The organism is Gluconobacter roseus (assembly GCF_046058915.1).
Taxonomy (GTDB): domain Bacteria; phylum Pseudomonadota; class Alphaproteobacteria; order Acetobacterales; family Acetobacteraceae; genus Gluconobacter; species Gluconobacter roseus_A.
The window spans coordinates 366,814-389,890 of the sequence record NZ_CP175538.1 but is presented as its reverse complement, the minus strand read 5'-3'; the positions used below and the strand labels follow the sequence as shown (position 1 = coordinate 389,890).

At 60.2% G+C, this 23,077-nt stretch carries 20 protein-coding genes and 1 tRNA gene; 14 read left to right on the top strand and 7 right to left on the bottom strand.

All coding sequences use genetic code 11. The features are described 5' to 3' along the window. Positions 1 to 91: 91 nt before the first annotated feature. Genes hpnA through hpnC form a run of 3 tightly spaced genes read left to right on the top strand, consistent with a single transcriptional unit; the run spans position 92 to position 3,089 of the window. Entirely contained in the window at positions 92 to 1,087 is a 996-nt protein-coding gene (gene hpnA, locus ACJ2A4_RS01870; RefSeq protein ID WP_408873387.1) for a hopanoid-associated sugar epimerase, read from the top strand. After that, a complete protein-coding gene (locus ACJ2A4_RS01865; protein WP_408873386.1) occupies positions 1,087 to 2,229 on the top strand; it encodes a glycosyltransferase in 1,143 nt (380 codons plus the stop codon). Before hpnA ends, ACJ2A4_RS01865 begins: the two co-directional genes overlap by 1 nt. Continuing rightward, a complete protein-coding gene (hpnC, locus tag ACJ2A4_RS01860; RefSeq protein WP_408873385.1) occupies positions 2,226 to 3,089 on the top strand; it encodes a squalene synthase HpnC in 864 nt (287 codons plus the stop codon). The genes ACJ2A4_RS01865 and hpnC overlap by 4 nt, the downstream gene beginning before the upstream one ends. Before the next feature lie 24 nt (positions 3,090 to 3,113). Here hpnC and ACJ2A4_RS01855 read toward each other — a convergent pair whose 3' ends face one another. Together ACJ2A4_RS01855 and ACJ2A4_RS01850 are read right to left on the bottom strand one after the other, a co-directional pair. Then, positions 3,114 to 4,283 carry a pyridoxal phosphate-dependent aminotransferase gene (locus tag ACJ2A4_RS01855; RefSeq protein ID WP_408873384.1) on the bottom strand — a complete coding sequence of 390 codons (1,170 nt, stop codon included), beginning with the start codon at positions 4,281 to 4,283 and terminating at the stop codon, positions 3,114 to 3,116. Positions 4,284 to 4,317: 34 nt separating this feature from the next. Then, positions 4,318 to 4,764 carry a cupin domain-containing protein gene (locus ACJ2A4_RS01850; protein WP_408873383.1) on the bottom strand — a complete coding sequence of 149 codons (447 nt, stop codon included), beginning with the start codon at positions 4,762 to 4,764 and terminating at the stop codon, positions 4,318 to 4,320. Positions 4,765 to 4,900: 136 nt separating this feature from the next. Here ACJ2A4_RS01850 and hpnD point away from each other — a divergent pair, with 136 nt between their 5' ends. The 4 genes from hpnD to ACJ2A4_RS01830 all read left to right on the top strand — a co-directional run bounded on the left by hpnD (position 4,901) and on the right by ACJ2A4_RS01830 (position 9,777). Continuing rightward, a complete protein-coding gene (gene hpnD, locus ACJ2A4_RS01845) occupies positions 4,901 to 5,776 on the top strand; it encodes a presqualene diphosphate synthase HpnD (RefSeq protein WP_408873382.1) in 876 nt (291 codons plus the stop codon). A 5-nt stretch (positions 5,777 to 5,781) separates the two neighbouring features. Beyond that, on the top strand, positions 5,782 to 7,077 hold the full coding sequence (gene hpnE / locus ACJ2A4_RS01840) for a hydroxysqualene dehydroxylase HpnE (RefSeq protein WP_408873381.1): 1,296 nt from the start codon (positions 5,782 to 5,784) through the stop codon (positions 7,075 to 7,077). A gap of 73 nt (positions 7,078 to 7,150) precedes the next feature. Continuing rightward, on the top strand, positions 7,151 to 9,145 hold the full coding sequence (gene shc, locus ACJ2A4_RS01835; protein WP_408873380.1) for a squalene--hopene cyclase: 1,995 nt from the start codon (positions 7,151 to 7,153) through the stop codon (positions 9,143 to 9,145). Further along, positions 9,145 to 9,777: a hypothetical protein gene (locus ACJ2A4_RS01830; RefSeq protein WP_408873379.1), complete on the top strand. Its 633-nt coding sequence runs from the start codon at positions 9,145 to 9,147 to the stop codon at positions 9,775 to 9,777. The genes shc and ACJ2A4_RS01830 overlap by 1 nt, the downstream gene beginning before the upstream one ends. A 58-nt stretch (positions 9,778 to 9,835) precedes the next feature. On the opposite strand, the gene ACJ2A4_RS01825 is transcribed toward ACJ2A4_RS01830, so the two are convergent. Together ACJ2A4_RS01825 and ACJ2A4_RS01820 are read right to left on the bottom strand one after the other, a co-directional pair. Further along, a complete protein-coding gene (locus ACJ2A4_RS01825) occupies positions 9,836 to 10,642 on the bottom strand; it encodes an RlmE family RNA methyltransferase (protein ID WP_408873378.1) in 807 nt (268 codons plus the stop codon). Continuing rightward, positions 10,639 to 11,760, bottom strand: a complete 1,122-nt coding sequence (locus ACJ2A4_RS01820; RefSeq protein WP_408873377.1) for a Ppx/GppA phosphatase family protein — start codon at positions 11,758 to 11,760, stop codon at positions 10,639 to 10,641. Before ACJ2A4_RS01820 ends, ACJ2A4_RS01825 begins: the two co-directional genes overlap by 4 nt. 158 nt (positions 11,761 to 11,918) lie before the next feature. On the opposite strand from ACJ2A4_RS01820, the gene ACJ2A4_RS01815 reads away from it, so the two are divergent. From ACJ2A4_RS01815 to ACJ2A4_RS01805, 3 genes are all read left to right on the top strand, one after another. Continuing rightward, positions 11,919 to 11,992: transfer RNA gene (locus tag ACJ2A4_RS01815), tRNA-Gln, on the top strand. A gap of 150 nt (positions 11,993 to 12,142) precedes the next feature. Continuing rightward, on the top strand, positions 12,143 to 13,636 hold the full coding sequence (guaB, locus tag ACJ2A4_RS01810; protein WP_408873376.1) for an IMP dehydrogenase: 1,494 nt from the start codon (positions 12,143 to 12,145) through the stop codon (positions 13,634 to 13,636). 55 nt (positions 13,637 to 13,691) lie between these two features. Further along, positions 13,692 to 15,056 carry an RsmB/NOP family class I SAM-dependent RNA methyltransferase gene (locus ACJ2A4_RS01805; RefSeq protein WP_408873375.1) on the top strand — a complete coding sequence of 455 codons (1,365 nt, stop codon included), beginning with the start codon at positions 13,692 to 13,694 and terminating at the stop codon, positions 15,054 to 15,056. Here ACJ2A4_RS01805 and ACJ2A4_RS01800 read toward each other — a convergent pair. Next, positions 15,022 to 15,546 carry an N-acetyltransferase family protein gene (locus ACJ2A4_RS01800; protein WP_408873374.1) on the bottom strand — a complete coding sequence of 175 codons (525 nt, stop codon included), beginning with the start codon at positions 15,544 to 15,546 and terminating at the stop codon, positions 15,022 to 15,024. The two genes, ACJ2A4_RS01805 and ACJ2A4_RS01800, sit on opposite strands and share 35 nt — an antisense overlap. Positions 15,547 to 15,638: 92 nt before the next feature. On the opposite strand from ACJ2A4_RS01800, the gene ACJ2A4_RS01795 reads away from it, so the two are divergent. Next, positions 15,639 to 17,447: a cation:proton antiporter gene (locus ACJ2A4_RS01795; protein ID WP_408873373.1), complete on the top strand. Its 1,809-nt coding sequence runs from the start codon at positions 15,639 to 15,641 to the stop codon at positions 17,445 to 17,447. 6 nt (positions 17,448 to 17,453) lie between these two features. On the opposite strand, the gene ACJ2A4_RS01790 is transcribed toward ACJ2A4_RS01795, so the two are convergent. Further along, entirely contained in the window at positions 17,454 to 17,966 is a 513-nt protein-coding gene (locus tag ACJ2A4_RS01790) for a L,D-transpeptidase (RefSeq protein ID WP_408873372.1), read from the bottom strand. A 160-nt stretch (positions 17,967 to 18,126) separates the two neighbouring features. Here ACJ2A4_RS01790 and ACJ2A4_RS01785 point away from each other — a divergent pair, with 160 nt between their 5' ends. After that, the gene (locus tag ACJ2A4_RS01785; RefSeq protein ID WP_408873371.1) at positions 18,127 to 18,861 is read left to right on the top strand and encodes a response regulator transcription factor; all 735 of its coding nucleotides are present in this window, start codon (positions 18,127 to 18,129) and stop codon (positions 18,859 to 18,861) included. Positions 18,862 to 18,884: 23 nt separating this feature from the next. Here the strand turns inward: ACJ2A4_RS01785 and ACJ2A4_RS01780 are convergent, their stop codons facing one another. Continuing rightward, the gene (locus ACJ2A4_RS01780) at positions 18,885 to 19,682 is read right to left on the bottom strand and encodes an exodeoxyribonuclease III (RefSeq protein WP_408873370.1); all 798 of its coding nucleotides are present in this window, start codon (positions 19,680 to 19,682) and stop codon (positions 18,885 to 18,887) included. Positions 19,683 to 19,765: 83 nt separating this feature from the next. Between ACJ2A4_RS01780 and ACJ2A4_RS01775 the strand changes: the two genes are divergently transcribed. Further along, positions 19,766 to 20,764, top strand: coding sequence for a dipeptidase (locus tag ACJ2A4_RS01775; RefSeq protein ID WP_408873369.1), 999 nt, complete (start codon positions 19,766 to 19,768; stop codon positions 20,762 to 20,764). Between the two features lie 315 nt (positions 20,765 to 21,079). Beyond that, complete coding sequence (gene uvrC, locus ACJ2A4_RS01770; RefSeq protein ID WP_408873368.1) at positions 21,080 to 23,017, top strand: excinuclease ABC subunit UvrC; 1,938 nt, start codon at positions 21,080 to 21,082, stop codon at positions 23,015 to 23,017. Positions 23,018 to 23,077 lie beyond the last annotated feature (60 nt).

Below are 23,077 nucleotides of genomic sequence, written 5' to 3'. Positions count from 1 at the left end.
ACCCTTGCAGACGCTTTCCCCGAAAAGCCGAGGGGATTATGCTGTCATAAATTGCAACCATCTGCTGATGACCCAAGGAGACACTGCCACCATGAACGATGTCACACTCGTTACGGGGGCTACCGGGTTTGTCGGCTCCGCCGTCGCCCGCGTCCTGGAAGAACGTGGACACCGCCTGAGGCTTCTCGTCCGCCCGACATCCGACCGTTCAAATATTGCTGAACTCAACGCAGAGATTGCCGTAGGCGACCTCTCCGACCCGGATACGCTGATCCCGGCGCTGAAGAACGTCAAAACGCTCTTTCATGTTGCGGCCGACTACCGACTCTGGGTTCCGGATCCGGAAACCATGATGAAGGCCAATGTGGAGGGCACGCGCAACCTGATGCTGTCCGCCATGGAAGCAGGGGTCGAAAAGATCATTTACTGTTCGTCGGTTGCGGCTCTGGGACTGCGCAGCGACGGGGTGCCGGCGGACGAAACCACGCCGGTTTCCGAAAGCCAGGTCATCGGGATCTACAAGCTTTCGAAATACCGCGCCGAACAGGAAGTCCTCCGCCTGGTTCGCGAAAAGAACCTTCCGGCCATCATCGTGAACCCCTCCACCCCGGTTGGCCCGAGAGACATCAAACCGACGCCAACGGGGCAAATGATCCTCGACTGCGCCAGCGGAAACATGCCAGCCTATGTCGAAACCGGGCTGAACATCGTGCATGTTGATGACGTGGCGGAAGGTCACGCCTTGGCGCTTGAGCGGGGAAAGATCGGTGAGAAATACATTCTCGGCGGTGAGAACATCATGCTGGGTGACCTGTTCCGCATGGTCAGCCAGATCGCCGGTGTGAAGCCTCCCGGCATAAAGCTCAAGCAGTCCTGGCTTTACCCTGTGGCCCTTGTGTCCGAATGGCTTGCACGCGGGTTCGGCATTGAGCCCCGAGTAACCCGTGAGACGCTGGCCATGTCCAAGAAGCTCATGTTCTTCTCGTCCGACAAGGCGAAGAAAGAACTCGGATATTCCCCGCGCCCGGCCCGCGATGCCGTGACAGATGCCATTGCCTGGTTTCGTCAGCACGGACGGATGAAATAATGCTGTTCGGAACTGCACTGACCAGTCTGGGAGCCTGGATCTATCTTTCGCTGTTTCACGGGAAGTTCTGGCAGAAAGGCCCCATTCTTCCCCAGAAACCCACACCAGCATCCGCACCTGATGTCGCCGTCGTGGTGCCGGCGCGTGACGAGGCGGAGTCCATTCAGGCCTGCCTGACCTCGCTTCTGGAACAGGATTATGACGGTCGTCTCTCCGTCATTCTCGTTGATGATGAAAGCACGGACGGAACAGGTGACATCGCACGCGCTCTGCCCGATCCGCACCAGCGCCTGACTGTCATCCCGGGCAAAAAGCGCCCTGCGGGATGGAGCGGCAAGCTCTGGGCCGTCCAGCAGGGCGAACAGGAAGCCCTTAAGCGGATCGGCCCCTATGGCTACATCCTTCTGACCGATGCGGACATCATGCATGCGCCGGGTCATCTGGCGTCTCTGGTCGCCAAGGCTCGGGAAGATGATCTGGATCTCGTTTCGGAGATGGTGGCCCTGAACTGCGAGAGCAGCGCAGAGCGTTTTCTGGTCCCCGCTTTCGTCTATTTCTTTGCGATGCTCTATCCGTTTTCGCGGATTGCCAGCGAGCATTCCCGGATCGCCGGCGCAGCGGGGGGCACCATTCTCCTGCGGCGGCGGGCCCTGGAGCGCATTGGCGGGATCGCCGCCCTGCGCGGCGCCCTGATCGATGACTGCACGCTGGCCGCGCATGTGAAGCGTTCGGGCGGGCGGCTCTATCTGGGTCACAGTGCGCTGGCATGGTCCGTGCGGCCATATCGCGGCATGAAGGACGTCTGGCAGATGATTGCCCGCACAGCCTACGTGCAGTTGCGACATTCGCCGGTTCTTCTGATCGCAACGATCATCGGTATGGCCATGATCTGGCTCCTGCCGGCCTATCTGGCCCTGTTCGGCAAGGGACGTGAACGGCGGGTCGGGCTTCTGACCTATCTGGTTTCGTGCCTGACATTCGTGCCGACACTCCGCCGTTTTGGCCTGCCGCTGTGGCGTGCCATTCCTCTGCCATTCGTTGCGGCTTTCTACATGGCGGCAACCATCGGCTCGGCCATTGACCATCACCGAGGGGTGGGCGTGCGCTGGAAAAATCGTTCCTATACGGATGAAACATCGTGACAGACAGCATCTGGGGGACGAAAGACGTCACCTCTGCCAAAGGCAAATCCGACGAGAACTTTCCCGTTGGCTCGTTCCTGATTGCGCCGCGGCTCCGGCCTTACGTCCATACCTACTATAATTTCGCGCGCGTCGCGGATGACATGGTGGACACAACCGAACTGACGCCGGATCAAAAGATCGCCCGGCTCAAAGGAATGGCCGGCGTGATCCGCGGAGAAATCACGGCCCCGCAGCGCGCCGACGCGCAAACCGCGGTCAAGCTGCGCGACGTGCTGCTCAGGACAGGCGTTCCGCTGGATACGGCAACGGATCTTCTTGAAGCGTTCTGCATGGATGCGGAAAAAACCCGCTACGACAGCTGGGACGAGCTGCTGCATTACTGCAAATATTCGGCAAACCCCGTCGGTCGCTTTCTCCTCCTGCTGCATGGGGAAGCCGAGGAAACGCTGGCTCCATCCGATGCACTGTGCTCCGCGCTTCAGATCGTCAATCATCTTCAGGATGTTGCAGGTGACCTGAAGGACCTCGACCGATGCTATGTGCCGCGGCCCTGGCTGGAAGAAGAAGGCGTCTGCGTGGACGATCTGCGTCTGATCCGGAGCAAGCCGGGCGTCCGGCGCGTCTTTAACCGGATGCTCGATGGCGTTGACAGTCTCAACAGGCAGGCGAGGGCTTTGCCGCATCTCATCCGCGACCGCCGGATGCGACTGGAAGCGGCTGTTATCGTTGAACTGTGCCACATTCTGGCAGCACGTCTGCGTCGTCAGGACACACTGCTGGAGCGCGTGGCCCTGACGAAAACGGACGGGGCGAAGGCCCTGCTCCGGGCCCTGCGTTATTTCCCTGCCGCAGGCTGACCCATACGGCAGGGCTGGACCGGATCAGGCGATGATCTGGTCCAGAGCCGTACAGAAGGTCTTCATTTCGTCCATCGAGCCCACGGTAATCCGCGAAGCGTTCGGCCAGATCGGCCAGGAGCGCCCGATCACGACTTTCTGCTGCAGGAAGGCGTCCTTGATGGGCTCTGCCGGTTTCTTCCAGTCGATGACAAACATGTTGGCCTCTGACGGAATGAAATGGATACCGCGCTTACGCAGATGCTGGAACGTCATGTTCCGGGCTGCAATCATCTCCTGACGACGCGCATCAATGGCGGATTTCATGGTCAGGCTCATCGTGCCACAGGCCATGGCCGGCACTGGAAGCATCGCGGTCGCGCTCTTGCCATCATAGCGCATCATGCTCTCATGCAGGTCGGGTCTGGCGAATGTCAGGCCAAGCCGCATACCCGCCATGGCGAACATCTTGGAGAATGTTCTCAGGACAACCACGTCCTTGTTCTTGCTGACGAGTTCGACAGCACTCGGGGCATGGGAGAAGTGGATATACGCTTCATCCACCAGAACGACCGAGCCCTTCGGCTTGTGCTCGACCAGCCAGGCAATGTCGCGCAGCGGCGTCAGGGTGCCGGTCGGATTGTTCGGAGAGCAGATATAATACACACCAGCATTGGGGTCGGCGGCCAGCATGGCGCGCACATCCGTGCGGTATCCGTTCTTTGCGGATAGCGGAACACGGGCCAGCGGGATTTTCAGCCATTCCGACGCAACCCATCCCGCTTCATAGCTGGGATCTGCCGTAACAAGACCACGGGTAGGCGAGCAGAACGTGACGATGGCACGGGCGAGGGGATCGGATGAGCCACACCATGTCATGACATGGGTCTGGGGAATCCCCTCGACGTCCGACGCGGCTTTGATGAGATCGTCGCGCATATGCCCGGTCGGATCATAGCGGTTGCTCTGGAACACGGAGGACGCGCCAGCCTGTGCAGCTTCCGGGAAAGGGCCCGTCCAGCATTCATTGCTGCCAAGGCGTGTCATGCCTTCGAAATTGATACCTGACGGAAGGATGGCGGCCTTCGCCGAATTCGTCAGGGCATGTGCAGTCGCACCTGCTGCGAGAAGAGTGGCAATCCGGCCGAAGCTGCGTCGGGAATATCCCCGGGCAAGAAGATCGCTGCGGGCGGCAGGAGAGAGGGGACTGGTCATTATGGGCCATACTCCAGACTGGGTCCGGAACATGTTAATTCCGAAACGTTTTCCCTGTCAAAGCAGGCCCGGAAGATATTTTCAGTATTCTTTCTGCTGGCCAGGCAGTGGAATGGACGTCGTTGACCAACTCCGCAAAAGCCTCACCCTGATGGAAGGTCCGCTTCTTGCCGCTTTCCCGATCCTCGATCGTCAGGGTTCCCTCCAGCACGTATCCGGCATTGGGATAGGGATGGACATGCCAGGGCAGGGCGGAATGCGCCGGGATTGTCAGCCGGATCATGCTGAGCATCGGGCGTGTCGTGGGATAATGATCGTAAGGTGTGCCATTCCAGGAATGATCATCGGCCAGAAGATGATCGGCATGACCGCTGGCGGTTGCGGGCGATGATGTCTGCGCGATGGCAGATGGCGCTGAGAGGGTTCCTCCCAGTATTACGCCTGCGAGAAGGACGGGGGTCGCGAGGGCGGGGAAACGCATGGCGAAAAACTCCTTTTCAGGTGTTGCCTTTTGGCATCACCATAACGCATGGCCATGCTTTCCGTTCAGGTCGTCTTTGTCTCGGGGGGATTTGGGGCTAGAACCCTGATCTTCTGAAACGAGACAGGGGTCAGACATGGTTTTCAGCAGGATGCGCGCTTCTTCCGGTCTTCCCTGCGCGCAGGCCGATCTGGACCATGTCGAGAGGATCGTCACGGCCTCCGGGACATCCTTCGCCCGCGGGATGCGTATTCTTCCGGCAGACCGGCGTCAGGCAATGTTTGCGGTCTATGCCTTCTGCCGCCAGGTGGACGACATCGCGGATGGTGACGCCGGCGTCGCAGACCCGATGGCAGCCCTGCAGGACTGGCACCAGCGGATCGACCGGCTCTATGAAGGTGTGGCAACAGATGCGCTCGACCGCATCCTGATCGTCGCCATTCACCGCTACCAGCTTCAGGCCAAGGATTTTCATGACGTCATCGACGGCATGGCCATGGATTGCGGCGCGCCGATCGTGGCACCGGATGAGGCGACGCTCGATCTGTATTGCGACCGCGTGGCCTCTGCGGTCGGGCGGCTTTCGGTCTGCGTGTTTGGTGACTCGTCCGACAATGCACGGCGCGTGGCCTATCATCTCGGGCGGGCGCTTCAGCTCACGAATATCCTGCGCGACATCGCAGAGGACGCAGCCCGTGGCAAACTCTATCTACCGTCCGAGCTTCTGACCCGGTTTGATGTCCCCAAAGACCCACATGAAGCGCTCTATGCTCATGGTCTGGATCATGTTGCCCGTATTCTGGCCGAGCGGGCAAAGGACCATTTCCGGGCGGCGAAAGCGGCCATGCAGATGTGTGACAGCAGGGCGATGCGTCCGGCGCGCATGATGGCCGCATCTTATGCGCCCATCCTGTCCGCACTGGAAAAACGCGGCTGGAAAACGCCTGATATTGCTCCAAAGGTCTCCAAACCCTGGAGAAAGCTCCGTACACTCGCAGCATATGTGAAGTAAGCCCCATGAGCCATGTCCACATCATCGGCGGCGGTCTGGCAGGCCTCTCCGCCGCAGTCGAACTGGCAGCACAGGCGCGGGTCACGGTGTACGAGGCGGGACCCGCCTGTGGCGGCCGGGCCCGTTCCTTCCACGACCGGTCTCTCGATACACGGATCGACAACGGCAATCATCTGATCCTGTCTGCGAATGATCTGACGTTCCGCTATCTGGACATCATCGGCGCGCGCCACACCCTGACGGGTCCGGGCCTGCCGATCTTTCCGTATTACGATCTTGAGGACAGCCTCGCCTGGACGCTGCGCCTGTCGAAAGGAAAGCTTCCCTTCTGGGCGCTTCCGGGAGGACGGCGCGTCCCGGGCATGAAACTGTCCGAACTGGCTTCACTGGGCCGTTTCCTGCGCGCCGGCGAGGATACGACGGTGCAGACCTGCCTCAGTTCTGGCCAGTTGAGCCGCAGGCTGCTGATCCCATTCGCGATTTCCGTCCTCAATACGGATATCCACACCGGCAGCGCGAAGCTGCTTGGAAACGTGATCCGCAAATCTCTGGCCAAGGGAGGCATGGCCTGCTGTCCGTGGTTCCCGGCAGTCGGACTGTCTGAAACGCTGATCGATCCTGCCGTAGCGTATCTCAGGCGCTTCCATGGCGACGTGCGCACAGGTGTTCGCGTCAGCGCCATCACGCAAGAGAATGGCCGCGCCATAGCACTGGAAACATCGGACGGTATCATTGAACTGGGTCCGGAAGATCAGGTCATCATGGCCGTACCGGGCCCTGTCGCGCAGTCGCTCATGCCAGCGTTGCCAGCGCCGGACGCATTCGAAAGCATCGCCAACGCGCATTTCCGCCTTCCACAAACGGTACAGGCGCGCGGCGTCGTGGCACAGGCCGGTTTCGTCGGACTGGTCGGCGGCATTTCGGAATGGATTTTCCTGAAGGGCGATGTTCTGTCCGTCACTGTCAGTGCGGCCAACCGTTATGCCGATCGCAAGAACAGCGAGCTTCTGGCAACGATCTGGTCCGAGATCAGGCGCGCTCTTGATCCCGTACTCTCACAGCCGCTTCCGGTCGCCATGCCGCCAGCCCGTCTGATCTGGGAGAAGCGTGCCACGTTCGCCGCAACGCCCGAGCAGAACCGCCTGCGCCCCGGAGCCAGAACAGACCTCGTCAATCTGGCTCTGGCCGGGGACTGGACCGACACCGGTTTGCCGTCCACGATCGAGGGCTCCATCCAGTCCGGTCTGCAGGCCGTTTCAGCGCTGGGGTTCCGGTCCGCCATTGAGCACACGGGATCGTGATGAGCGCTCACACTGTCATGATTGTAACACAGCTCCCGCCTTTCAGGACTGCCTGTGTCGGGAGAACCGAGCAATGCTGATCTATTCTGATATTCTGGAAAAGGAGGGCCGCGTGAGCGAGACCTTGTCCCGCCAATCCGTCGAACCCGATGAGATCAATCTTGCCATCGAAGGCGCACAGGCTGCGCTGGGTGGGAAGCAGAAGTCGGACGGACACTGGGTCTATGAGCTCGAAGCGGATGCCACGATCCCGGCCGAGTATGTTCTGCTCGAGCACTATCTTGACCGGATCGACCCGGAGAAGCAGGCCAAGATCGGCGTTTATCTGCGCCGTATTCAGGGCGACCACGGGGGCTGGCCTCTTTATCATGACGGCGGGTTCGACCTCTCCGCGACTGTAAAGGCCTATTTCGCGCTGAAGGCCATTGGGGACGATATTAACGCTCCTCACATGCGCATCGCACGCGAGGCCATTCTCGATCACGGTGGCGCAGCGCGGACGAACGTGTTTACGCGGATCCAGCTCGCACTGTTCGGGGAAGTTCCCTGGGACGCAACGCCCGTGATGCCGGTCGAGCTCATGCTCCTGCCACGCAAGGCGTTCTTCTCGGTCTGGAACATGTCCTACTGGTCACGCGCCGTTATCGCGCCGCTGCTGGTGCTCAATGCGCTCCGGCCCAAGGCCATCAATCCGCGCGGCATTCATGTGCAGGAACTGTTCGTCAAGCCGCCGTCTGAAGTTACAGACTGGATCCGCGGACCGTACCGTTCGGTGTGGGGCCGCTTCTTCAAGCATCTGGACTCGGCCCTGCGTCCGGTTCTGCCGCTGATCCCGCGCAGCGTTCATAAAAAAGCCCTCAAGGCCGCCAGCGATTTCATCGAGCCGCGTCTGAGCCGGGGAGGGCTGGGCGCCATTTATCCCGCCATGGCGAATGTCGTGATGATGTATCGCGCGCAGGGTGTCCCGGACACTGATCCGCGTGCAAAGACCGCCTGGGATGCGATCCAGGATCTTCTGGTGGATCATGGCGACGAAATCTATTGCCAGCCCTGCGTCTCGCCGGTCTGGGATACGGGTCTGTCCGGTCTGGCGATGATGGAAGCCGCATCCGGACCGGCTGGGACCAAGCGCGAGGAAACCATCGCTTCTCTGAAGAAAAGTGCCGAGTGGTTGCGGGATCACCAGATCCTGGACGTCAAGGGGGACTGGGCCATCAACGCGCCAGACCTTCGTCCAGGCGGCTGGGCATTCCAGTACGAGAACGATTACTATCCGGATGTGGACGACACCGCCGTCGTCGGCATGCTGCTGCATCGTGTCGATCCGGAAGGCAATCGTGACGCCATCTCCCGTGCGCGGGAATGGATCATCGGGATGCAGAGCACGAATGGTGGCTGGGGCGCCTTCGACATCGACAATGATCACGAGCTGCTCAACCATATTCCCTTTTCGGATCACGGGGCGCTTCTGGACCCGCCGACGGCTGACGTCTCTGCACGCTGCATTTCCTTCCTGGCGCAGCTGGGTGACCCTGACGACCGACCGGTTATCCTCAAGGCACTCGATTATCTGCGCTCCGAGCAGGAGCCGGAAGGCTGCTGGTTTGGCCGGTGGGGCACGAACTACATCTACGGAACCTGGTCTGTCCTGTGTGCACTGAACATCGCCGGCGTCCCGCATGATGACCCGATGGTTCTGCGCGCCGTGAACTGGCTCGAGAGCGTTCAGCGTCCTGATGGCGGCTGGGGTGAAGACTGCGCCACCTACGAAGGCGGCACCGCAGGTATGTACAAGAAGAGCCTGCCGTCCCAGACGGCCTGGGCTGTTCTGGCTCTCATGGCCGTCGGTCGCCGCGAGAGCGAAGCCGTCAAGCGCGGCGTCGCCTACCTGGTCTCGCAGCAGAACGAAAAGGGCGAATGGCAGGAAGAAGCCTATAACGCTGTCGGTTTCCCGAAGGTCTTCTATCTGCGCTATCACGGCTACAAACAGTTCTTCCCGCTGACTGCGCTGGCCCGCTACCGTAGTCTCGGTGTGAGCAACAGCGGCAAGGTGGAGTACGGGTTCTGATGCTGGGTGTTCTCGCAGGTCTGAAACAGGAAGCCCGTCTGATCCGGCGTTTCCTGCCGAATGCTCCCGTGGCATTGAGCAACGCCACGCCCGAAGGTGCGCGCAAAGGCGTGGAACGTCTGCTCAAGGCCGGCGCGACTGAACTTCTGTCCTTCGGATGTGCGGGAAGCCTCTCACCAGACGTTGCGCCCGGAACAGTCATCGTAGCGGACCATGTCCGTTATGAAGACAGGGATATCTCCTGCGACCCGGATCTGAGCCAGGTATTCGGTTCAGCCTATGCCCGACGTGGCGGCATTCTGCACAGTGACGTGCTGGTCGAACTGGGTCTGGAAAAAGCCTGGTATTTTTCCCAGACGAAATGCCTGGCCGTGGATATGGAAAGCGGCGTTGTTGCTGATGCAGGCGTGCCCTTCGCCGTTCTGCGTGTCGTCTGTGACGACGCAACACGGGATCTTCCGCCCGCAGTCAAAAGCAGCATTAAGAATGGCGCGGTCTATGTACCTGGACTGCTGGGGTCTCTGCTGCGACATCCGCTGCAGATCGGCGGACTGATCCGGCTGGGCCGGGAAGCGGCCGTCGCACAGCGCGCCATGGAATCATTCCTGCAGGCCAATCCGCCTAAGGCCTGAAAGTGAACCGTTACTGGCGCTGCCATCATGCAGGCGCCAGTAACGGTTCACCGGACGATCAGACTGTTTTGCTGTTTTCAGCCAGACGCTCCGGGCGGAAGCCGGTCGCGACCACATAAAGCTCGCTGGACTCCTTGCGCGAAGCAGGCGGCTTGACGTGTTTGACGCTGGCAAAAGCCGTCTTCATCAGGGCGAGCATGTCTTTTTCCGAGCCCCCCTGGAAGACCTTGGCAATAAAGCTGCCACCCTCGGCCAGAACCTGAAACGCGAAATCCAGCGCGCCTTCGGCGAGCCCCATGATCCGCATATGGTCTGTGGCCGCGTGCCCGGTCGTGTTCGGCGCCATGTCGGACATGACCAAATCGGCAGGTCCGCCCAGCATGTCCTTCAGCCGGTCAGGCATCTCGGGATCGGTGAAATCCCCCTCGATGATTTCCGCACCGGCGACAGGATCAACCGGAAGCAGATCAAGTCCCACGACATTTTTGGCACCGCGCTTGACCGCGACCTGTGTCCAGCCGCCTGGAGCCGCGCCCAGATCAATGATCCGCGTGCCTTCCTCGATCAGTTTGAAGCGGTCGTCGATTTCGATCAGCTTGAAGGCGGCGCGCGAACGCCAGCCCTGCTTGCGGGCGGCCGCAACGTATGGATCGTTCAGCTGGCGATTGAGCCAGCGCTGCTGGGCTGTCGTCCGTCCGCGGGCTGTTTTGAGCGAGACCGTCTTGTTTCTTGCAGTGCGTGACGTCGCAGAATTGAGCGTTGCGTCGTTTTCACCGGGGTTGGAGGCGCTTTTCAGGGCCTTGCCCGGAATACGCTTCGGTCCCGTGTCCTTACTGGAACCGGAGCGGGATCTTGGCGGCTTCATATTGTGGCATATGTCCCGAATGGGCCCCGTGACCGGGGCGTGGCATGGCGACTGGTCGTGTGACGTCCCTTGCCGGAACGCTGACCATGATCGCGGGCCATACGCAGCAACATCCCATCGCGCAACCCCCGGTCCGCAATCGTTACGTCTTCAACAGGCCACAGACGGTGAATTGCTTCAAAGATCGCACAGCCTGGCAGAACGAGTTTCATACGCTCTGCTCCCACACATGGATGGTTCGCGAGTTCATCACGATCCAGACTGCGCAGACTGCCAATAGCATCCATCATGCTGAGACCAGGCAATGTCAGACCGTCAATAGCCGTACGGTTGTAGCGGGGCAGGGACAGTGCAACTCCCGCAAGCGTGGTCACCGTGCCGGACGTGCCGATCAGGCGTGTCTTGCCATGCGTCACTTCCCGCCGGATGCGGTGAACGTTCTCGAAACCCTTCAGATAATCCTGAACGTGCTGCACCATGGTTTCATAAGATGCACCATGACCTTCACCGAACATTTCCTGAAGGGTGATCACGCCAACAGGAACGCTGGTGGTGCCAATCAGGGTCTGGGTCTGGCGTTCCGGATCGATCCGGACCCATGCCACTTCTGTCGATCCACCGCCGATATCGAACAGCACGCCACGATCGGCGCGAACGGGCTTGTGCTCCGGCTGACGGAAAAGGGGAGAGCAGCTTTCTAGCGCAAGCTCCGCTTCTTCCCGCGCCGTGATAATGTCGATCGTAAGACCTGTCTCATGCTGGACGCGCGCCAGAAACTCGCGACCATTGGCCGCCTGACGGCAGGCTTCCGTCGCAACTGCACGCACATGGACAAGAGGCCACTGCTTCATACGCTCCGCGCAGATGCGCAGGGCATCCAGTGCGCGCTTCATGGACTCTTCGGCAAGACGACCACTGGCCCGCAGACCTTCACCCAGACGGACCGAGCGGTTGAAGCTGTCCACGACACGGAAACCATTGGGCGTTCCCGCCGCAATCATGAGACGGCAGTTATTGGTGCCAAGATCAATGGCACCAAAGAACGGACCCGTACGTCGCGCAGACGCATGAACAGGCACCGGGCCTGACAGGTTGTGATCCGTTCCATACCTCATCATGTGTTTCGGCTCCCGCTTGCCCGTGATCTGGGACCTTGGAAAAGCAGCATGCGGCCCCCGGGACCCTACCCGCAAGAAAAATATCCGTTTTTTTAAAAAAAATGTCCTTATCCCTCTTGCGCCGCATGGGGGCGATTGATAAACACCCTCTCACCGCTTGGGAGATAGTTTAGCGGTAGAACTACCGGCTCTGACCCGGTCAGCCCTGGTTCGAATCCAGGTCTCCCAGCCAAGAAATCCTCAGAAAATACCGCAAAAAAGAGACTTCCCCTCAGGGGGTAAAGTGCTCTATGAGGACCCGCCAACGGCCGGACGGCCTCTTGGTCTCCGGTTCACACACATCGCGTCGTCACGACGCATGACGTAACGGGGGCAAGCGGGCATGACATCATCTTCCGGCACAACACATCTTAATGAGCGCATCCGCGAGGCGCTGGCATTTGACGACGTGCTCGTCGAGCCGGCTGAATCGTCGGTCCTGCCGGCGCAGACCTCGACCCGGACCCGCCTGACACGCTCCATCGAACTGAACATCCCCCTGATGTCGTCCGCCATGGATACCGTGACCGAAGACGGCATGGCCATTGCAATGGCGCAGCAGGGTGGCATGGGCGTCATCCACAAAAACCTCTCCATTGAAGAGCAAGCCGAGCAGGTCCGTCGCGTCAAGCGCTTTGAATCCGGCATGGTCGTCAATCCCGTCACGGTTGGCCCGGACCAGACGCTGGCCGAAGTTCAGGCCATTATGGCGCGCCACGGTGTGTCCGGTCTGCCGGTCGTTGAAGACGGCAGTGGCGTGCTGGTCGGTATCCTGACCAACCGCGACATGCGCTTTACGACCGATCCGAATACCCGCGTCCGCGACCTGATGACGCATGAGAACCTCGTGACGGTCCTCAATGGTGCAGCTCCGGACGAAGCCCGCACACTTCTGCATCGTCATCGGATCGAGAAGCTTCTGGTCGTTGACGAAAACCACCGCTGCATCGGCCTGATCACCGTCAAGGATATGGACAAGGCCATCGCGCACCCGCTGGCCATCAAGGACTCCCAGGGGCGCCTGCGCTGTGCCGCAGCAGTCGGTGTGGGTGAAGATGGTCTCAAGCGGGCTGCAGCCCTTGCCGAAGCTGGCGTGGACGTCATCGTCGTTGATACGGCCCATGGTCACTCCCAGGGCGTTCTGACGACTGTGGAAACGCTCAAGAGCCGTCACGGTGGACTTCAGATCATCGCCGGCAATGTTGCAACGCCACAGGCTGCACGGGCTCTGATCGCGGCTGGTGCTGATTGCGTGAAGATCGGCATCGGTCCGGGGTCCATTTGCACGACGCGCGTTGTGGCTGGCGTCGGTGTGCCGCAGTTCTCCGCCGTCATGGAAACGGCAGCTGCGTGTCATGAACTAGATGTTCCGGCAATCGCAGATGGCGGTATCCGGACGTCCGGCGATATCGTCAAGGCCATTGGCGCAGGCGCGGATGTCGTTATGGTGGGCTCGCTGCTCGCCGGTACGGATGAGAGCCCGGGCGAAACGTTCCTGTATCAGGGCCGCTCCTACAAAGCCTATCGTGGTATGGGCTCGCTGGGTGCCATGGCCCGCGGCTCTGCGGACCGCTACTTCCAGGCGGAAGTCCGCGACACGCTCAAGCTGGTTCCGGAAGGCATCGAAGGCCAGGTTCCCTACAAGGGCAGCATGGCCCCGGTCATCCATCAGCTCGTCGGCGGTCTGAAGGCCGGCATGGGCTATACGGGTTCGGCAACGGTGGCTGACCTTCAGGTCCGCACCATGTTCCGTCGCATCACGAATGCAGGTCTGCGTGAGAGCCATGTCCATGATGTGACGATCACGCGTGAAGCCCCGAACTACCGCCGGGACTGAGCTTCCGGCATCAAAGCCTCTCGCATTGAGAGGCCAAACGGGCTACGGGGGCACTATGACCCCCGCAGCCCGTCTTTCAGGCGCCATCGATCTGCTCTGTGCGATCCAGAATGCGCCCCGCCGTCCCGCCGACGCCACAGCCAACGCCTTCTTTCGCGAACGGCGCTATATCGGTGGCGGCGACCGTCGCGCCATTTCCACAATCGTCTGGGACATCCTGCGGGGCTGGCGACGGCTGCAATGGCATCTTAAGGATATTTCCGGCGACATTTCCCCACGCCTGCTGTGCTCGGCATCGCTTCTCCTTGGTGGAGAGACGATGGAGAACGTCCGCAAGCTGTTCAGTGGCGAGCGTTATGCGCAGAAGCCTCTGACGTCACGTGAAGATATGGCGCTCAAGGGACTGGAAGGAAAAGAACTTTCCACCCAGAAGCAGCCTATCGCAGTGCGGCTTGAATATCCGGACTGGCTGGACAGTGCGCTGCGCGAGACGTTCGGCAACCGGCTTCCGGACGAGATGGAAGCCATGCTGGGAACGCCGACGCTCGATCTGCGCGTCAATCTGCTGAAGGGAAGCCGCGAGGCGGCCATCCGAGAGCTGCGACGCGAATCGCTTCAGGCGGAACCGACGAAGCTCTCGCCCTGGGGGCTGCGGCTTGACGGGCGGCAGCCGGTCACGGCGACGGAGGCTTTCAAGGATGGCTTGGTCGAAATCCAGGACGAGGGCAGTCAGCTTGTGGTTGCGGCCGCAGATGCGCGCGGCGAGCACCGGGTTCTGGATTATTGTGCGGGTGCGGGCGGCAAGACGCTGGCACTGGCGATGACCATGGAGAACCGCGGACATATCGTGGCCTGCGACGTGCATGAAAAGCGCCTGGACGGAGCGGTCAAGAGGTTGCGTCGGGCAGGTGTCCATAACGTCGAGCGGCATCTTCTGGTGTCGGGTGACAAATGGGCCAAGCGTCGGGCAGGCAGCTTCGACCGGGTGCTGGTCGATGCGCCATGCTCGGGCACCGGAACCTGGCGCCGGAACCCGGATGCACGGCTGCGCCTGACGCCCGAAGACATTCAGGAACTTGTCATCAAACAGGCACAGATCCTTGATCGTGCAGCATCTTTGGTGAAGCCGGGTGGACGCATGATCTATGCGACCTGTTCGCTTCTGGCCTGCGAAAACGGACAACAGATCGATGCTTTCCTCAAGCGTCGCACGGATTTCGTGCGCCTGCCGAAAGAGCAGATGTCCGAGCTTCTGCCTGCCGAACTGCGAAACAAGTCACAGTTTTCGCTAACGCCGCTGCGAGACGGAACGGACGGGTTCTTTGCCTGCGTGCTGGAACGGGTCGTGACGGATACAAAGCCCGAAGAGACAGCTGAAGCCGCTGTCACGACGCCGGACGCAGAAGGTCCTTCCACATAACCAGCGCGTCCACATAGCCTTCAGACGGGTGATCGAATGCTCCGGGGAGCGTGCCGATCACCCGAAAGCCCAGCGTCTTCCACAGGGCTATGGCACGCTGATTCGTGCTGACCACAAAATTGAACTGCATGGCGCGGAAGCCGAGTTGTACGGCTTCCGCCAAGGCATGTTCGGCCATGAGGCGACCCGCGCCCAATCCGGACCGGGCGATGAAACCGGCATTGGCGATATGCGCGCCACCGCCTTTCTGGTTGGCCTGAAGATAGAACGTCCCGACGATCTCATAATCGCGGGTCTGCGCGACATAAACGCGGTGCTCGACATCCATCCAGTAGGCCAGTGCCTGTCGTCTGCCCCAGTGTCGGGGCAGGGCATATGTTTCGGCTTTACGAAGAACGGGAGACAGAAGCCGCCAGATGCCCTCGCGGTCCAAAGATTGGGCGGGACGGATCAGCAGATCCGTTTCAGTGTGGTGGAGCAAGGTCGTCATGATCGGCCATTCTTCCGCATTTTAGGCGCGTCGCGTGATGTGCGATATGATACCGCTTCATATCCATAACGCGGAGCCCGTCCCGAACATCCATGCAATATGACATTCTCATCGGCATTGCCTCGACTTTCGGAGCGGGGATGCTGGCCCAGTGGGTCGCCTGGCGCTTCCGGCTTCCAGCTATTGTTCTCCTGTTTTCGCTCGGCCTGATCTTCGGGCCCGGGCTTGGCATCCTTCATCCATCGGAAACAATGGGGTGGATGTTCCGGCCGCTGGTATCGCTGCTTGTGGCACTGGTGGTGTTCGAAGGGGGCATGGCGCTGGATTTCCGCCAGTTGCGCGAAGCCGGTGAGGGCGTCGCCCGACTGACGATGCTTGCACTGCCAATCAACTGGGTCCTCGGCTCGCTGGCGGCACATTATGTCGCGCATCTGGAGTGGGGCACGTCCATGCTGTTCGGCGCGATCGTCGTCGTCACGGGACCGACCGTTGTTCTGCCGCTGCTGCGCAGTGCCAAGCTTCAGCCGCGCGTGGCGGCGTTCCTGCGCTGGGAAGCCATCGTCAACGATCCGCTGGGCGCCATTCTGGCGGCCGTCGTGCTTCAGTTGATGACGTTGCATGTGGACGTTCATGCGGACGTATTCTTCACGCATACGCTGCCCGATCTTCTGGGCGCGATTGCGGTCTCGCTGTCCGCTGGGATCCTGCCGGCCTATCTGATCCGCTATCTCTTCACGCGCGACCTGATGCCGGAAATCCTTAAGACGCCGGTGCTGATCTCGATGGCGCTGGTGATCTTCTCCCTGTGCAACCTCGAAATGGGCGGTGCGGGGCTGATGGCAGTGACGATCTTCGGCATGGCCCTGGCAAACCTTCAGATCCCGGGCGTTGCGGAACTGCGACGCATGAAGGAATCACTGGTGGTTCTGGTCGTCTCGGTCCTGTTCATCATGCTGACAGCGGACCTGCATCGGGATGTTCTGGCGCAGCTCTCCATCCCGATCTTCGCACTGACAGTGGTGGTGCTGTTCGTCGTACGGCCACTGGGCATTTTCCTGTCCACACTGGGCACAAGCATGCCATGGAAGGAAAAGCTGTTTGTCGGCTGGATCGCGCCCCGCGGTATCGTCGCAGCAGCCGTCGCCGGTGAAGCCGGGATCAGTCTCAAGGAAGCGGGATACCAGTCGGCCGATCTCATCATGCCGGCCGTATTCGCGGTCATTGCGGTGACGATGATCCTGCACGGGTTTTCGCTTGGGCCCATCGCAAAGCTGCTGAAACTGACGCTGTCCAATGAACCGGCAATCGCCATTCTCGGCGCCAGCGCATGGTCCATCAATTTTGCCCGCTGCCTGCGGCAGGCCGGCGTACCGGTTCTGCTGGTGGACAACCGCTCCAGCGCACTTATTCCCGCCACGCGGCAGGATATTCCCGTTCTGCGGGCAGAGCTTCTGTCCCAGCATGGTCAGGAATCATTCGAGGAGCGTCCCGCTGATTACCTGATCGCGACGACCGGTGACGGCATCTATAACGGAATGGTGTGTGGACATCTGGCGCCAACCATGGGGCGGCAGCGCGTCTACCAGATCAGTCCCGGCGTGGCGCGGCTGGACTTCTATCATGGCCTGTCACGCGATGCGCGCGGCAAGGTCCTCGGCGAGCCTGCCTGGAATTACACCCTGTTCGATACCCTGTTCGAACAGGGCTGGCGGTTCGTGGCTGTGGAAGCCACGGAAGAGACCGCTCCGTCATTCGGTACGGATGAAAACAGGCTCGATATCCTCGTGGTCCGGCGTGATGGGGGCATCCTGATCCGCTCGGCCGAGGATAACGACAAGGCCGTGCCCCAGCCGGGGGACTACATGGTCTCCATGGTACCCCCGTCAACCGAGCTGGCCTAACAGGAACTAGGCTGGTGCCTCCACCGTAATATGCGAGAGACCGGCTTTCAGAAACGCACGCAGATCTTTCTCATCCAGGGCGATACAGCCCTCTGTGTAGCCGCTGGCGGGTGGCAGATGGAGAAAGATCGCGGAACCCCGTTCCGACTCGGCCGGGGCATCGTTCCATCCCATCACAATACAGAGATCGTAAACGTGGTCGTCCCGCCACAAATTTTCGCAGGAAGCGGGGTGAGGGAGGGTAACGGCCCGGTTGTAGTCAGGATGGGTCGGATCGTCGCACCAGCCGTCATTGAGGGCGATAGGCTCAACAGGCAATCCGGCGCCGGAAACCGGGCGTAATGTGCGGTCCGCACGATAGAGAATACGCCTGAGCGGCAGTTCCCCGACGGGAGTGCGGAGATCTCCTTCAGTCTTGTCAAGAGACAGACCGTATCGACCAATCAAAGCCGGAACGATTTTCCCGTGGAAGTGAAGAAAAGCGCGGTCTCCAGCGGTTTTCAAAATAGCTTTAGCCATAATCCTGTTTCCTTTTGCCGCTGTCCTTGCCATAGTCTGCCCACAGACATTCTGTACTTTCCTTACTCGCAGGAGAGGGAAGTCTGGATGTTCGAGTTACGAACGCCGATCTTTGCGGATGTGACTTCTTTTCCGTCGTGATAGAACGAGACAGGTTACTATGGCAGGTCCCCGCCCCATCCTGATTGTAGACGATGACGATACACTGCGTCGTCTGCTGGCCGAGCAGCTTCAGCACGGTGGCGAGCTGGAGGCTGTCGAGGCAACCTCCGTCGCTACGGCCCGTGAGCTTCTTGCCAAGCCCGGCGCCCGATATGACGCCATGCTGCTGGACATCACCCTTCCGGATGGTGACGGCCGCGATTTCTGCGCCGAATTGCGACGTGAAGGCGTCCGCATGCCGATCATTATCCTGACCGGATCCGATGACGAGCATGATGTCGTACGCGGTCTGGACGCCGGCGCGAATGACTATGTCGCCAAGCCGTTCCGCATTGGTGAGCTTCTGGCCCGTCTGCGCGCCCAGCTCCGGATTTTCGAGAACAGCGAAGATGCTGTGTTCGAAATCGGTTCATATGCATTCCGCCCGTCCGCCAAGCTTCTGGTCGAAACCGCCCGCAACCGCCGGATCCGTCTGACGGAGAAGGAAGCGGCGATCCTGAAGTATCTTTACCGTGCAGGTCAGCGGCCGGTAGCGCGTCAGGTTCTTCTGAACGAAGTCTGGGGCTACAACGCTGCTGTGACCACCCATACGCTCGAGACGCATATCTATCGTCTGCGCCAGAAGATAGAGCCCGATCCGGCCCGCACCTCACTGCTGATTACGGAAGGAGGCGGTTATCGTCTCGATCCGGAAGGACGTGGCGTCATCGGCTCCGACAGCCTGTCAGCCTGAAGGCTGACAGGGCAGGTTCCGGTTCAGGCTGGATCAAAATCCAGCACGACCGGGACGTGATCGGACGGGCTTTCCCAATCGCGCACGTCCCGCAGGATCCGGACATCACGCAGACCCGGCATAAGGTCGGGCGTCATCCAGACATGATCCAGCCGCCGTCCGCGGTTGGACTTCTTCCAGTCCCTGTTGCGGTATGACCACCATGTATAGAGCCTTTCAGGCTCTGGTGTGATCGTCCGCATGGCATCCTGAAATCCCGTTGCCATCCAGGCCTTGAGACGTTCGATCTCGGGCGGCGTGTGGCTAATAATTTTCAGAAGCTGCTTGTGACTCCACACATCATGTTCCAGTGGCGCGATATTGAGGTCGCCAACCAGAATGCTGCGGGCAGGCGAGATGCCAGTGAACCAGCCAGTGGCTTCGTCCACAAAGGCGAGTTTGTGGGCAAATTTTTCGTTTTCTTCAGGATCGGGAATATCGCCCCCGGCGGGCACGTAAAAATCGTGCAGCAGGATCGGACCAGCCGGCGTGGCAATACGGGCCGCCACATGGCGACAGTCAGAACGGCTGCACCAGTCCGGCGTGTCGGCGACACTCTGTAGCGGATGCCGCGACAGGATCGCCACGCCGTTATAACCCTTCATGCCTTTATAGACCTGATGAGGCAGACCCATTTCCGTCAGGGCCTGGGCCGGAAAGAGGGGATCCGGGACTTTCGTTTCCTGCAGACAGACGATGTCCGGGTTTTCCTGTTCGACGATCTGCTTCAGCAGAGGCAGCCTGAGTCGGAGGGAATTGATGTTCCATGTAATAAGACGCATGGACAAAAGGGATCGACCGGATCGGTTGTTTTGACAAGCTCCCTCTTGCGCATGAGGCGTTCTAGTCCGATCTAGAACAAACCATGACTGATCTTCACGACACGCTTCTGACCCTTGATTCCCATATCGATATTCCCTGGCCAGACCGCCAGGATGCCTGGGCGGAGGAAACTTCCCGGCAGGTAAACGTCCCCAAGACACGCAAGGGCGGTCTGCGGGCTGTGTGCCTCGCTGCCTATATTCCGCAAGGCCCGCGTGACGATGCAGGCCATGCTGAGGGCTGGTCACGGGTTCAGGCCATGCTGGACGTGATCTCCGGTCTCGAAAACGGGCAGGGCGTTCGCGTGTGCCGGACTGCTGCAGACGTGCGGGCCGCTTATGAGGCAGATGATCTGGCTGTCATTCCTGCGATTGAAAACGGACACGCCCTTGGCGGTCAGCCCGGACGGATCGCTGAACTCGCCCGCAAATATGGCGTGCGGTACATGACGCTCACCCATAACGGGCACAACGCACTGGCCGATGCCGCCATCCCCCGCAAGGATCTGGAAGACAGCGAAACCCTTCACGAGGGTCTGTCGGATCTGGGGCGTGAGGCGATCGCCGAAATGAACCGTTCCGGCGTTCTGGTTGATGTGTCCCACGGGGCCAAGTCAACCATGATGCAGGCCACCGAAATCTCGACCACACCGGTTTTCGCCAGTCATTCCTGCGCCCGTGCACTGTGCGATCACCCGCGCAATCTGGATGACGAACAGCTTGATCGCCTGAAAGAGACAGGCGGCCTGATTCAGGTGACGGCCATGGGCTCATTCCTGAAAAAAGGCGGGGGCGGAACCGTCGAAGATCTGGTTCGCCATGTCTCATACATTGCAGACCGGATCGGTGTGGAGCATGTCGGCATCTCTTCCGATTTCGACGGCGGCGGCGGGATCCCGGGTTGGAAAGACGCGACTGAAACCGCAAATGTCACGCGGGCCCTCCAGGCCGCCGGGTTCAGTGACAAGGACATTGCTGCCATCTGGGGTGGTAACATGTTGCGCCTGCTGGAAACCGCCGAGAAGGCTGCAACGCAGGCCTGATCAGGGGCAGGATGAAGTATTCATTCTGCCCTTCGGAAGAACAGAACATGATCATGATAGAGGAAAGAGGAGCCGGTTCGTCCACCATGATCCGCTGACATGTTCTGCGACCACCTTGCGGTCGATCTTTGTCTCCAGAGTGAAGCTGACCCTCCGGGAACGAAAGCAAGATGCAAGCGTTTTCAAAGACTTGCAAAACATGATTAAAAATTGGGCAATCTGATGGCAGGTCTGGCAAACCGGGGGTTTCATGATTCTGTCACGGAGCAGCCCACAGACTTTTCCACAGGTTCAGTGGATGACTGAAGAAGCCGAATGACCGACCTTCCTCCACATGACATCGACCCGGCAAGCGATCATGGCGAACCCGTTGTTCCTGCACAAAAAAAGCAGGGCGTGGAAGCCATCCGGGAAGCGCTGAAGACCATCCCCTACAGCCCTGGCGTGTATCGCATGCTGAGTGCCAAGGGTGAGGTCCTCTATGTCGGCAAGGCGCTGAGCCTGAAGAAGCGCGTGTCGTCCTATACCCGCCTCAACCAGCTGCCGGATCGGCTGCGGCGTATGGTGTCGATGACCGTCTCGATGGAGATCGTTATTACGCGAACGGAAGCAGACGCCCTGCTTCTGGAAGCCAATTATATCAAGCGGATGAAGCCGCGCTTCAACATCCTGCTGCGCGACGACAAGAGCTATCCGTGGCTGATGCTGACGGAGAGCCATGAGTTTCCGCAGATCACCAAGCAGCGTGGCAAACCGGTCAAGGGCGCGACTTACTGGGGTCCATTCGCGAATGCCTGGGCCGTCAATCAGACGCTAAATCTGGTACAGCGCAGCTTTCTGCTGCGGTCCTGCTCGGACGCGGTCCTGAACAGCAGGACGCGGCCCTGCCTACTGTACCAGATCAAGCGCTGCTCCGCGCCCTGTGTGGACCGGATTTCCAAGACGGATTACGCCGAACTGGTCAGCGAGGCACGGCAGTTCCTTTCAGGCCACAGCACCGAACTGCAGCAGCGCCTTGCGGCGGAGATGGAGCAGGCCTCGCAGGACATGAACTACGAGCGCGCCGCTGCGATCCGTGACAGGATCCGCGGATTTGCCAGCATTCAGGGCTCCAGCACGATCAATCCGTCCACGATCAATGATGCCGACATCATGACGATCTGGCAGGAGGCCGGCCAGAGCTGCATTCAGGTCTTCTTCATCCGTGGCGGCCGGAATAACGGCAACCGGGCGTTTTATCCGGCACATCTGGAGGAAGAGAGCGCGGCAGATGTGCTTTCGGCCTTCATGATCCAGTTCTACGACAACAAGCCGCCGCCGCCGACCATCCTGGTGAACTGCGAAATCCCCGAACTGAAACTTGTCGAGGAAGCCCTCAGCATCCGGCGGGGACAGAAGGTCGAAATCCTGAGGCCCCAGCGCGGTGAGAAGAAAGACGTCGTCGAGCATGCAGCGCTCAACGCCCGTGAAGCGCTGGAACGGAAGCTGGCGGAGAACACCGGACAGCGCAAACTGCTTGAAGGTGTGGCCGAAGTCTTTGGTCTACCGGAGACGCCCCAGCGGATCGAGACCTACGACAACTCCCATATCATGGGACAGGCGCCTTACGGCGTCATGGTCGTGGGTGGACCGGAAGGCTTCAACAAGCGCGCCTATCGTAAATACAGCATCAAGGGTCCCGTCACGCCGGGCGACGATTTCGGCATGATGCGGGAAGTGATGGAGCGCCGGTTCGGACGTCGTCCCGAAAACGGAGAACGACCCGAGGACTGGCCGGATCTGCTCCTCATTGACGGTGGGCTCGGGCAGTTCAACGCCGTGCGGGCTGTTCTCGCCGATATGGGCGTGACCGGCATTCCGATTGTCGCCATCGCCAAGGGGCCGGACCGGGACGCAGGACGGGAGTGGTTCTTTACAGAGACAAAGCCGCCATTCCAGCTGCCGCCGCGTGATCCTGTGCTTTACTATCTGCAGCGTCTGCGCGACGAGGCCCACAGATTCGCAATCACGACGCACAGGGCAGGGCGATCCAAGGGACTACGGAGTTCGGAACTGGACGACGTCCCGGGAATCGGAGCGGCTCGGAAAAAGGCACTGCTCAATCATTTCGGCTCGGCGAAGTCAGTGAGGCAGGCAAGTCTGGAGGAACTGGAGAATGCGCCGGGCATCAGTTCCGGCACGGCGACCGCGATCTACGGGCATTTTCACCCGGAATGGGTCCAGAAAGCTTCGGTTGACGATCGCAGCCATTAGAACGCCTGTCAGGATTTACACGAAAAATACATCTTTGACGGACACATTGGCGCATACCGG